The sequence below is a fragment of the Cognatilysobacter lacus genome, assembly GCF_008274655.1.
Taxonomy (GTDB): domain Bacteria; phylum Pseudomonadota; class Gammaproteobacteria; order Xanthomonadales; family Xanthomonadaceae; genus Cognatilysobacter; species Cognatilysobacter lacus.
On sequence record NZ_VTRV01000086.1, the window covers coordinates 1 to 11,334 of the forward strand.

The following is an 11,334-nucleotide window of genomic DNA, read 5'->3' on the forward strand; positions in this document are numbered from 1 at the left end:
GCCTTCGCGATGACCGCGCGCGGCGTGCGACCGGACCCCACGCGCCGCGGCGTGCTGCACGTCACGGCCACCGTGCGCAACGATGCACGCTGGCCGCAGGCACCGCCCGTCGTCGTGATCAGCCTGTCCGACGTCGACGGACGCGTGGTGGGCGCACGCGCGGTCACGCCGGCCGACTACGGGCATCGCACGGCCGTGGCAATCGCGCCCGGCGACAGCGTCGACATCGCGTTCGACGTTCGAGAACCGGCCGGCGGCGTCGAGTCCTTCGACTTCCAGCTGCAGTAGCGCCGTCCGTCCGCGAGGCCCGCGTCGCCCCGCCGCGCGCGACATGGCCGGGCTAGACTTCGCGTCCGCCCGCGCCAGCAGACCCGATGAACGCCGCCGCGTCCGACATCGCCCACTCCGTGGTCACCGACATCCGCCCGGGCGCCCGCGTTCCACTGCGTGACCACGTGGCTGTCTCGATCCGTCGCTTCCTGGGCGACCTCGGCGGCTGCGATACCGGTGAGCTCTACAACATCGCGCTGCGCGAACTCGAGATTCCCCTGTTCCAGGAAGTGCTGCGCCATTGCGACGGCAACCAGAGCCGCGCCGCGCAGATGCTCGGCATCCATCGCGCCACGTTGCGCAAGAAGCTGCGCGAGTACGGCCTGGCCCAGGGCTGAGTCGCACGGGGCGCACGAAGCGGCGCCGCTATAATTCGCGCCCGCCCAACCCCGATAGCCGCCCATGACCGCAGCTCCGTCCGGCCCGTCGGTGACGATTCACCGCGCCCTGCTGTCCGTATCCGACAAGACCGGCCTGCTGCCGCTCGCACAGGCGCTCGCACGCCACGGCGTCGAACTCGTATCCACCGGCGGCACCGCGAAAGCGCTGCGTGACGCCGGACTGGCGGTGCGCGACGTCAGCGACCTCACCGGCTTTCCGGAAATGATGGACGGGCGCGTCAAGACGCTGCATCCGATCGTGCATGGCGGCCTGCTCGGTCGCGCCGGCATCGACGACGCGGTGATGGCCGGGCACGGCATCGCCCCGATCGACCTGCTGGTGCTGAACCTCTACCCGTTCGAACAGGTGTCGGCCGATCCGTCGAGCACGATGGATGAGATCGTCGAAAACATCGACATCGGCGGGCCGGCGATGCTGCGCTCGGCTGCCAAGAACTTCGCGCGTGTCGCAGTGGCTACCGATCCTGCGCAGTACGACGCGGTCGTCGCCGAGATGGACGCGAACGCCGGTGCGCTCTCGGCCGCCACGCGCTTCGCGCTGTCGGTCGCCGCGTTCAACCGCGTGTCGCAGTACGACGCGCGCATCAGTGACTACCTCTCCTCGATCACGTCGATCGGCGACGACGGCCGCGCCGGGCGCTCGCCATTCCCGCAGCAGGTCAACACGAACTTCATCAAGGTGATGGACCTGCGCTACGGCGAGAACCCACACCAGCAGGCCGCGTTCTACCGCGACCTCGGCCCGGTGCCGGGCACGCTGGCGACGTTCACGCAGCTACAGGGCAAGGAGCTGTCGTACAACAACCTTGCCGACGCCGACGCGGCGTGGGAATGCGTGCGCCAGTTCGAGCACACCGCCTGCGTGATCGTGAAGCATGCGAACCCCTGCGGCGTGGCCGAAGCCGCGGACGTCGCGCTCGCCTACGAATTCGCCTACGCAACGGATCCGACGTCGGCCTTCGGCGGCATCATCGCCTTCAACCGCCCGGTCGGCGGAGCGACCATGAAGACGATCCTCGACCGCCAGTTCGTCGAAGTGCTGATCGCGCCGGACTACGACGAGGACGCGCTCGCGTACGCGAAGAAGAAGGCGAACGTGCGCGTGCTGCGCATTCCGCACGGTGCGGGCCGCAACAACATGGACATCAAGCGCGTCGGTTCCGGCCTGCTGATGCAGACGGCCGACATCCGCGACGTTACGCGCGACGAGCTCACGGTGGTGACCAAGGTCGCGCCGACCGAGTCGCAATTCTCCGATCTTCTGTTTGCGTGGCGCGTCGCCAAGTACGTGAAGTCCAACGCGATCGTGTACGCGAAGGAAGGGCGGACGATCGGCGTCGGCGCCGGCCAGATGAGCCGCGTGTATTCGGCGCGGATCGCCGGCATCAAGGCGAACGATGCGGGCCTGGCCGTGCCGGGCTCGGTCATGGCATCCGACGCCTTCTTCCCGTTCCGCGACGGCATCGACGCCGCTGCCGAGGCCGGCATCAAGGCCGTGATCCAGCCGGGCGGCTCGATGCGCGACGCCGAAGTGATCGCCGCGGCTGACGAGCACGGCCTCGCGATGGTGTTCACCGGTATCCGCCACTTCCGCCACTGACGCGGGAACGCCCAAGCAGCGGTTCCCCGCGCGCGCCGTGGTGTAACGAACTCCTCCCCGCGGCGAGACTCCGCAATACGGCCGCGGCGACGTCAGCGCGCGGCTTGCGAACGCGACGGCTTTGGCCGGCTACTGGCTGTCGGGCGGGTCCGCGAAGCCGTGTCGGCGCGGCCGATTGTTAGGCGTCGTATGCACGCACCTGTCACGAGCCATTACCGCGTGGCGTCACAGGCTGGAGCCCCCACCGGCAGATGCAGGGTATTCCCATGAACAAGCTCTACCAACGCGACGAAGTCGAACACAAGCAGGACTTCGAAGGTGCCAAGCGCGACCTGAAACAGCAGGAGCACGACACGCAACGGGACGCCGTCACGCACAAACCCGAGAAACCGAAAGAACTTAAGAAGGAGCAGAAGTAAACGACGAGGCGCCGCCTGACGGTCAGGTCAAACGGCGCCACGGAGCAGCGTCGGCGCCGACATGGCGACTGCGCGACCCGACGCACCCTGGGTGCGCCGGGTTGCCGAGCCGCCGAGTCGTCGCGCTGCTGTGCGAACTAGAGGCCGCGCACCCTGCACGCCACGAGCAGAAGCCCGAAGCCCCCGATCCACGACCAGGTCGCGAACGGCTCGGGCACTTTCGCGATGCCGAAGTGGGCGGCCAGCGCAACCAGGAACAGTGCGAGACAGATGAACCACACGGCCGTGGTAGGGGCACTGCTGGAGTTGCGCATGGGAATCCTTGGTTGGCTGACTCCCGCAGCCTAACCCCAATGCGCCATGCGCGCGGAACTGCGCCCTGATCGGTATTGCTTCGCAAAACCGGCTAGACGCAGCGGTGCAGTCGCGTGGCGCCGGACGCGCACAAGGGCGTGCGGACTTTCGGCTTTCGACTGCGCGAGACTTTCAATGGCGCCGCATGCACCCGCGGTTCTTGCCCGCCCGGCCATACCCGCGTCGAACCTCTGCGCGGCCGCCATCTGATGTGGTTTGCTGGCGTGCAGCCCCCCGCGCTAGCCCACCCCGCACCCGCGCGCAGCCACTGCGCCGGAGTGTCCGGCCCCGAGCGTGCCGGCGTCCCCACCCATCGAATCGCGGAGACCGCGCAGGATGTCGGCGGCTTCCCGCACCAACGCGCGTTCCCGCGGCGTCGTGCTTCGATGCCGCCAACCCGGACGGCAGCCGCGCCACACGTCCCGTAAAATGCCGCCTTCCCTCGCAGGTCCGCAGCTGGCATGAAGATCCTCGTCATCGGTTCCGGCGGCCGCGAGCACGCGCTGGCATGGAAGCTCGCGCAGTCGACACGCGTCTCGCAGGTACTGGTCGCGCCGGGCAACGCCGGCACCGCGCGCGAAGACAAGTGCCGCAACGTGGACGCGCGCGCCGACGATATCGACGCGCTGCTCGCGCTGGTCGAGCGCGAAGGCATCGCGGTCACGGTCGTCGGACCGGAGGTGCCGCTGGTGGCGGGCGTCGTGGACCGTTTCCGCGCGGCGAACCATCGCATCCTGGGCCCCACCGCAGCGGCTGCGCAGCTGGAAGGCAGCAAGGCCTTCGCCAAGGACTTCCTCGCGCGCCACGGGATTCCCACAGCGCATTACGCCGTGCACACCGATGTCGACGCGGCGCTGGACCACGTGCGTGCGAAAGGTGCGCCGATCGTGATCAAGGCCGACGGGCTCGCCGCGGGCAAGGGCGTCATCGTCGCGATGACGCTCGACGAAGCCGAGGCCGCGGTGCGCGACATGCTCGCGGGCAACGCGTTCGGCGAAGCGGGCTCGCGCGTGGTGATCGAAGAGTTCCTCGACGGCGAGGAAGCCAGCTTCATCTCCATCGTCGACGGCCGCACCGCGCTGCCGATGGCCACCAGCCAGGACCACAAGCGCGTCGGCGACGGCGACACGGGCCCCAACACCGGCGGCATGGGTGCCTATTCGCCCGCGCCAGTGGTCACGCCCGACGTGCATGCGCGCGTCATGCGCGAGATCGTCGAGCCGACGGTGCGCGGCATGGCCGCCGACGGTCGTCCGTTTACCGGCTTCCTCTACGCCGGGCTGATGATCGATGCCAGCGGCGCACCGAAGGTCATCGAGTTCAACGTGCGCTTCGGCGACCCGGAAACGCAGCCCGTGATGCTTCGCCTGCAGTCGGATCTGCTCGACCTGGTCGAAGCAGCGATCGCTGGCCGCCTGGACACCGTGCATGCGACGTGGGACCCGCGCGCGTCACTCGGCGTGGTGATGGCCGCCGCCAACTATCCCGACGCGCCGCGCACCGGCGATGTCATCAACGAATGGGACGTGCCGGAAGAGCCCGGCACCAAGGTCTTCCATGCCGGCACCCGCCTGGTCGGCGACCACGTCGAGACCGCGGGCGGCCGCGTGCTTTGCTGCTGCGCGCTGGGCGACAGCGTCACCGAGGCCCAACGGCGCGCCTATGCGCTGGTGGCCGGCATCGCGTGGAATGGCGAATTCCATCGCCACGACATCGGCTGGCGCGCGATCGAGCGCGAAAACGCCCGCCCAGCGTGACGGGCACCTTCACGGCCGCCCGCTGAACGCCGCGGCCCGAAACCGCCGGTTTCCACAGCCTGCATGCGCGGGCGCCCGTACGGTGGCGCATCGCTTGCCGCTGCCGTGCCCATGGACTTTCATTCCTCATTTTCGGAACACCTTTGCACGCCCACGCCGGGCGAGGCCGATGCGGCTGAAAGCCCCGGCGCGCGGCTGCTGGACCATGTCGCATCCGCGCAGTTTCCATGCGTCGGCGCGAAGGCGGCACTCGCCCGCGACGCGATCCGGCTGCACGAATGCGGTGCGCTCGGCTGTCCGCAGGGCGACGCCGCCCTGTTCGACGCGCTGGCCGGCTTTGCCGCGGCGCTCGACCGCACCGACGACGCGGACACGACCGTGCGCTCGTTCGTCGCGGTCTTCGACGGCCCACTGCATACCGACGAGCCGACCTTCGAACGTCTGCTGTGGTCGCAACTGCAGCGGCTGCATGATCTGGACCGGTCCCGCGGCAATGCCTGGGCGCCCGACGTCGCGCGCGACCCCGACGATCCGCGTTTCAGCCTGAGCCTGGCCGGGCATCCGTTCTTCGTGATCGGCCTGCATGCCGGCGCATCGCGCATCGGGCGACGTTTCGAGCGGCCCGCGCTGGTATTCAACTCGCACCGCCAGTTCGATCGCCTGCGCGCCGACGGCCGCTACGCGAAGATGCAGGCTGCCACCCGCGCGCGCGACATCGAACTGCAGGGCTCGATCAACCCCAACCTGGCCGACTACGGCACGGCGTCCGAGACGCGGCAGTACAGTGGCCGAGCAGTGCCGCCGGAGTGGCGCTGCCCCCTGCGGATCGGAGGCCTGCACTGATGCCTGACGTACAACGCATCGCGCCGTGCTCCGCGCGCGCGGTCGAACTCGAGGCAGGCGACGAGCTGATCGTGATCGATCCCGAAGGCCAGCAGGTCAGCGACCTGACGGCTTTCTCGCGGGAGGACAACCGCGAGTACCTGTCGTCCGGGCGCTCGATCGACTACGCGTCGCGGCTTTTCCTCACCACCGGCGACGTGCTGTATTCCAACCGCAGCCGGCCGATGTTCGACATCATCGAAGACACGTGCGGCCGCCACGACTTCACGCTCACGCCGTGCTCGAAGGACACGTTCTCGATCATCTACGGCGAGACCGAGGGCCGCCCCGGCTGCGAAGGCAACCTCGCGCACGCGCTGTCCCCGTATGGCATCGAAGTCGACCGCATCCCGATCGCCTTCAATGTGTTCATGAACGTCGACATCGATGCCACCACCGGCGCGATCCGCGTGCTGCCGCCACTCAGCCGGCCGGGCGACCGGCTGCGCCTGCGCGCGCGCATGCCGCTGATCGTCGGCATGACCGCATGCTCGGCCGGGCAGTCGAACAACTTCCGCTACAAGCCGATCGACTTCGAGGTGGTGCGTGCATGACAGCGTCGCCGGTGCGCCGCCGGCCGCCACCGGGCGCTTCGAGCAGCTGCCCAAGGCGCTGAACCTGATTCCGATGGTGGCGCAGTGGCTGTGGCTGGGGTTGCGATACGGAAGCCTGACGCTGCCGTCGTGCGCGAACCCGGGCATTACCTCGGGCGGGTTGGTGGGCGAAGGCAAGCTCGAATACTTCCGTGCGATGGGCCCGCTGGCCCGATCTGCCACCGCAGAGCACGTGGATTTCGTGGCCGGCGAATGCACGCGCGACGACGTCCTCGCCGCGCTCGCCGACGCGGGCATTTCGCTGCCGGCGGTGGCCAAGCCGGATGTCGGCTGGTGCGGCTACGGCGTGCGCCTGCTGCACGATACCGACGACATCGACGACTACCTGCGGCGGTTTCCCGACGGGCATCGCTTCCTGCTGCAGCGCTACCTGTCGGCCCCCGGCGAGGCCGGCCTTTTCTACGTGCGCGAACCCGATGCGACGTCGGGGCGCCTGCTCGGCATCCTGCTTCGGCACTATCCCGCCGTGACCGGCAACGGTCGCGATTCGGTCGCCACGCTGGTGCAGCACGATGAGCGCCTGCAACGCGCCTTGCGCGCACCCGGCCACGAGCTGCGTTTCGACCCCGACTACGTGCCAACGGTGGGGGAGCGCATGCGCCTTTCAACCGTCGCGTCTACGCGTGTCGGTGGCGCCTATGCCGACGGTAGCGAGCATGCGACGGCTGCGCTGACCGCGCGGGTCGATGCGATCGCGCGCGACATGGGGGAGTTCCACGTCGGCCGGTTCGACGTGCGCTACGAATCGCTCGACGCACTGCGCGCGGGAGACTTCAGGATCATGGAAGTCAACGGCGCCGGTAGCGAAGCCGTGCACGCCTGGGACCCGAAGTACTCGATACGTGATGTCTACCGCATCGTGTTCGAGAAGCAACGCCTGCTGTTCCGCATCAGCGCCGCGAACCGCGCGCGCGGCCGTCGGCCGATCAGCGCGCTCGCATTGGCACGGTTGTACCTGGCGCAGCAGCGCGCGATCGCGCTGTACCCGCCGTCGAACTGAGGCGGTCACGCGCCAGGCCTGTCGCCAGTACGACGGCCGCCACGCACGCGGGCAGCAGGTTGTACACGACGCGGAAGGCGACCAGCGCGGCCAGCACGCGGGCGCGGTCGCCGGGCAGTGCGGCCAGCATGCCGGCCTCGAACACGCCGACGCCACCCGGGGCATGGCTCACCACGCCCAGCAGCGACGAGCCCACGAACGCCAGCACGAAGCGCGCGGGCTCGATGCGTGCCTCGTGCGGCAGCAGCACCCAGAGCGCGACCATTGCGCAAGCGGCTTCGGCGACGGTGACTGCAGCGATGCGCGGCGCAAGCTGCACCAGCCCGGCGCCAACGCGTACGCCGAGTCTGCGAGGCACGTAGCGCAGCGCGCCGATCGCGATAACGGTGAGCAGCAAAGCGGCGGCCACGCCGACGCCACCGCGCCACTTCGCGCCCGCCGCGAGCAGGGCAACGATGGCGCTGGCTGCACCGAGCGCGATCGCGATGACCGACAGGATTCGCGCGACGTCCCAGCCCTTCACGCCTTCGCGGCGGTACAGCGCCAACCGCAGCCCCGGCGCCAGCACCGCGAGGAAGCCCAGCGTGTTGCAAAGCGAATGCGCGACGGCACCGTTGCGGATCGCGCGCGTCGTCGGCGCCCGGCGGCCGATCACTGCGCGACATGCCAGCGCTTCCAGCACGCCGAGCAGTGCAAAGCTCGCTGCGGTGAGCGCCAGGCTCGCCATCACATCGCGCGCTGGCAGCGCCTGTATCGCGGCGCGCAACGCGTCGAGATCCACGGCGTGCAATTGCCGCCACATCTCCCATGCGGCCCAGGCGACGGCAACGATCGCCGCGACGAGTGCGGCCACGCGCGTCATCCTGCTTTTCATGCGGCGGCCGGCTCCGCCTGCAGTGCGGACGCCACGATTACGCGTGCAGCCGTCGCCGCGGCTTTGCGGTGGTCGCCCAGCGCATCCACGCGCATCGGCGGGTGCAGCGTCACGCGTACGTCGGTGCGTGCACGCGCCAGGAAGGCCCAGAGGTGCGTGGCGAGCGTGTCGTCGTCGATATACGCATAGGCACGGCGCGCGGCGGCGTCGGGGCCGGTCACCGCGAGCGTGACGGGCTGCACCAGCACACCGGGCGACGCACCCAGCATCGCGAATACGGGCGAGCGGAACGGCCGCACGTCATCGCCATCGCTGGTGGTGCCTTCGGGAAACACGATCAGGCTTGCGCCATGCGCCAGTGCACCGGCCATGGAGTCGAGCGCCGCCTTCGCATCCACGTTGCGGCGTCCGATGAACACCGTGCGCTGCAGGCGCGAGAGCGGGCCCAGCAGCGGCCAGTGGCGCACCTCGTCCTTGGCGACGAAACGCGCGGGCAGCAGTGCGCCAAGTACCGGTACATCGAGATAGGAGAGATGGTTGGCGAGCCACGCCGTCTGCGCGTCGGCGCGCGGTGCACCGTCGACCTGCACGCGAAGCCCGAGCAGCCGCAGCGCCGTGCGGTGGAACAGCATCGGCAACACCGACGCGGCGCGATGTCCGCGGCGCGCGACCAGCATCACGCACGGCTGCGCGACGGCCACTGCGAGCGCGCACACGAGCAACGCGAGGACTCGCACGATACGAAGCACGCGCCTCAGCCGTCTGCCGCCAACGCCGGATGCGATTCCAGTGCGGTGGGCCGATAGCGACGCACCGAGCGCGCCGACAACGCCGCGGTGGGCAGCACGATGCATACGTCGATGGTGCCGAAGTCGTGGTCGACGTAAGCGCCGTCGCCGATGCAGGCGCCGAGTCGGATGTAACCCTTGATGAGCGGCTCCAGCGCGAACAGCGCGCGGCGGTCGTCGAGCGTGGTCGACATGCCGGTGGGCATGGGAATGGCGCCATCGCCGCGGGCACGCGGGCGGATCGCGGCCGGCGCGAGGTGGTGCCGGTGCAGGTACGAGAGTTGTGCGCGCGCGGACTCGACGTCTGTGCCCGGGATGCTCGCGCATCCGAACATCAGGTCGATGCGGTTCTGCGCGACGTAGTCGCCAATCGCGCGCCACAGCAGGCCCAGCACGCCGCGCGTGCGGTACGGCTCCAGCACGCAGGAACGGCCCAGCTCCATCAGCGGGCCGCCCACGCTGGCCAGCGGCGCCAGGTCGAACTCGTGGCTCGAATAGCCGCGCACGGCCGAGTGCGCGCTGCGGTGCGTGGCCACGCGATAGGTGCCGACCACACCGCAGTCGTTGCCTTCGTAGGCCGGGTCGACGACCACGATGTGATCCATGCGTGCATCGAATTCGTCGTGGTCCAGCGCATCGGCACGTGCATGGCCGCGGGCCGCGTGGAATACGTCATGGCGCAGCCGTTGCGCCGCGCGCACCTCGTCGTCGGAGCGCGCCAGGCGCACCTCGAGCGCTCCGGGCGTGACGGAAATCGGCGACACGTAATGCATGGACAGCTCGCGCAAAAAGCGGAGCGTCCACTGTCCGGCAGCGGCGTGTAGCCCTGATGAAGCGGCCGGCAATTACGCGCCGACGCGCTTCGCGCACAGACTCGCGGTTCAGTAACCGCCGAAGCTTCCGGCCGCGCCGGGGAATACCACCGGGCTTTCCGTGCCGTCTTTCGCCACCGCGGCCACGCCGAAGAAGTAGTTGTCGATCACCACGTTCTTGAGCGTGAACGTTGTCACGTCGCCGACATACCGCGAATGCGTCCACTGCGGATCGGTCGTCAGCCGCCAATAGATCCTGTAGCCGGCCAGGTTCGGGGCCTGCTTCGCCTCCGGGCGCGTCCATGACAGCTTGGTGTCAGCCGTTACCGCGCCTTCGATCTTGACGCCGGCCGGCGGCGGCGGTGCCCAGGCCATGCCGGCGAGGCTGACCGCATCCAGTGCCGTGAGCTTGGCCGCGTAGCCGAAGTCCACGCCCGCGACCACGTCGCCGTAGGCCTTGCCGTTCTCCACGCGCACGTCCTGGTGCTGGCGGTCGTAGTTCTCGTTGGTTTCCATCACGCGCACACCGGGAAACCCGGCCTCGTTGAACGGGCGGTGGTGGCCGCCGCGGCCGAAGCGGTCGAGCCGGTAGACCATCATCACGTCGAGGTTGGGCACGTAGTCGGCCATGCGGTCGATGTAGCGGCCGAGGTTGCGCGACGGCGAATCGAGCTCGCCGCCTTCGAACCGACGCTGTTTGGCTTCGTCCGCTGTTTCGACGATTCGCGTGCCTTCGGAAAACACCCGCGCCGTGGTGTTGTCGACCACGCCGTTGATGCCCGAGGAGTTGCCGATCATGTCGTTGTTGAGTTCGGCCTCGAGGCGCCAGCCCTGCTTCTTCGCTTCCGCCGCGACGAACTTGCCGCCGTACAGGCCCTGCTCCTCGCCTGACAGCGCGCCGTACACGATCGATGCCGGGAACTTGTACTTCGTCAGCACGCGCGCGGCTTCCAGCGTGCCGGCCATGCCCGACGCGTTGTCGTTGGCACCGGGCGCGTCGGATGTTCCGTTCATCACGTCGGTGACGCGCGAATCGATGTCGCCGCTCATCATCACGTAGCGGTTGGGGTCGCTGGTGCCGCGCTGGATGGCGATCACGCTGATCACGTCGAGCGGGCCGGGAATGCGCGGCTCGCCCTGCACCACGCCCTTCACGTAGCGCACCTCGAGGCAGCCGGCGCAGCTCTTGGAGATGCGTTCGAACTCGTCATGGATCCAGCGCGTGGCCGCGCCGATGCCGCGCGTGTCGGACTTCTGGTCGGACAGCGTGTGTCGCGTACCGAAGGAGACCAGCTTGCGCACGTCGGCCTCGATGCGTGCAGCCGACGGCGCCGTGCCGATGTCGTACAGCACGGGATTGCCGGCCGGCGGCGGGGCGTCGGCGGCGAACGCGGGCGTGGCCAGGAGCAGGCCGAGGGCGAGGGGCGATGCGCGCATGGAAGTCTCCGGGGCAGATACCGGAGCCTAGCGGGCCGCGCGCGCACGCGCCGCGACGGCGTTGGC

Annotated in this window: 13 protein-coding genes; 8 read left to right on the forward strand and 5 right to left on the reverse strand. The window is 69.3% G+C overall.

Annotation, left to right across the window (positions count from 1 at the left end):
• The 4 genes from FW784_RS08845 to FW784_RS14385 all read left to right on the forward strand — a co-directional run.
• A partial coding sequence (locus FW784_RS08845) for a DUF3426 domain-containing protein (protein ID WP_149352986.1) occupies nt 1–288 on the forward strand: 288 nt, incomplete at its 5' end.
• Between the two features lie 86 nt (nt 289–374).
• Nucleotides 375–668, forward strand: a complete 294-nt coding sequence (gene fis / locus FW784_RS08850; protein WP_149352987.1) for a DNA-binding transcriptional regulator Fis — start codon at nt 375–377, stop codon at nt 666–668.
• Between the two features lie 64 nt (nt 669–732).
• Entirely contained in the window at nt 733–2,331 is a 1,599-nt protein-coding gene (gene purH, locus FW784_RS08855; RefSeq protein ID WP_149352988.1) for a bifunctional phosphoribosylaminoimidazolecarboxamide formyltransferase/IMP cyclohydrolase, read from the forward strand.
• Between the two features lie 266 nt (nt 2,332–2,597).
• The gene (locus FW784_RS14385; protein ID WP_187770747.1) at nt 2,598–2,750 is read left to right on the forward strand and encodes a hypothetical protein; all 153 of its coding nucleotides are present in this window, start codon (nt 2,598–2,600) and stop codon (nt 2,748–2,750) included.
• A gap of 137 nt (nt 2,751–2,887) precedes the next feature.
• Here the strand turns inward: FW784_RS14385 and FW784_RS14390 are convergent, their stop codons facing one another.
• Complete coding sequence (locus tag FW784_RS14390) at nt 2,888–3,064, reverse strand: hypothetical protein (RefSeq protein ID WP_187770748.1); 177 nt, start codon at nt 3,062–3,064, stop codon at nt 2,888–2,890.
• Nucleotides 3,065–3,565: 501 nt separating this feature from the next.
• On the opposite strand from FW784_RS14390, the gene purD reads away from it, so the two are divergent.
• From purD to FW784_RS08875, 4 genes are all read left to right on the forward strand, one after another.
• Complete coding sequence (gene purD, locus FW784_RS08860; protein ID WP_149352989.1) at nt 3,566–4,861, forward strand: phosphoribosylamine--glycine ligase; 1,296 nt, start codon at nt 3,566–3,568, stop codon at nt 4,859–4,861.
• 111 nt (nt 4,862–4,972) lie between these two features.
• On the forward strand, nt 4,973–5,704 hold the full coding sequence (gene gntA, locus FW784_RS08865; protein ID WP_149352990.1) for a guanitoxin biosynthesis heme-dependent pre-guanitoxin N-hydroxylase GntA: 732 nt from the start codon (nt 4,973–4,975) through the stop codon (nt 5,702–5,704).
• Complete coding sequence (locus FW784_RS08870; protein ID WP_149352991.1) at nt 5,704–6,297, forward strand: DUF1989 domain-containing protein; 594 nt, start codon at nt 5,704–5,706, stop codon at nt 6,295–6,297. Before gntA ends, FW784_RS08870 begins: the two co-directional genes overlap by 1 nt.
• The gene (locus FW784_RS08875) at nt 6,290–7,357 is read left to right on the forward strand and encodes an ATP-grasp domain-containing protein (protein WP_149352992.1); all 1,068 of its coding nucleotides are present in this window, start codon (nt 6,290–6,292) and stop codon (nt 7,355–7,357) included. Before FW784_RS08870 ends, FW784_RS08875 begins: the two co-directional genes overlap by 8 nt.
• Here FW784_RS08875 and FW784_RS08880 read toward each other — a convergent pair.
• The 4 genes from FW784_RS08880 to FW784_RS08895 form a co-directional block, all read right to left on the reverse strand.
• A complete protein-coding gene (locus FW784_RS08880) occupies nt 7,284–8,231 on the reverse strand; it encodes a putative bifunctional lysylphosphatidylglycerol flippase/synthetase (RefSeq protein ID WP_149352993.1) in 948 nt (315 codons plus the stop codon). The two genes, FW784_RS08875 and FW784_RS08880, sit on opposite strands and share 74 nt — an antisense overlap.
• Nucleotides 8,228–8,980: a lysophospholipid acyltransferase family protein gene (locus FW784_RS08885; protein WP_187770750.1), complete on the reverse strand. Its 753-nt coding sequence runs from the start codon at nt 8,978–8,980 to the stop codon at nt 8,228–8,230. The genes FW784_RS08880 and FW784_RS08885 overlap by 4 nt, the downstream gene beginning before the upstream one ends.
• A 5-nt stretch (nt 8,981–8,985) precedes the next feature.
• Entirely contained in the window at nt 8,986–9,792 is an 807-nt protein-coding gene (locus FW784_RS08890) for a GNAT family N-acetyltransferase (protein WP_187770751.1), read from the reverse strand.
• Between the two features lie 108 nt (nt 9,793–9,900).
• Nucleotides 9,901–11,268 (reverse strand): M28 family metallopeptidase, encoded by a 1,368-nt coding sequence (locus FW784_RS08895; RefSeq protein ID WP_149352996.1) that lies wholly within the window; start codon nt 11,266–11,268, stop codon nt 9,901–9,903.
• Nucleotides 11,269–11,334 lie beyond the last annotated feature (66 nt).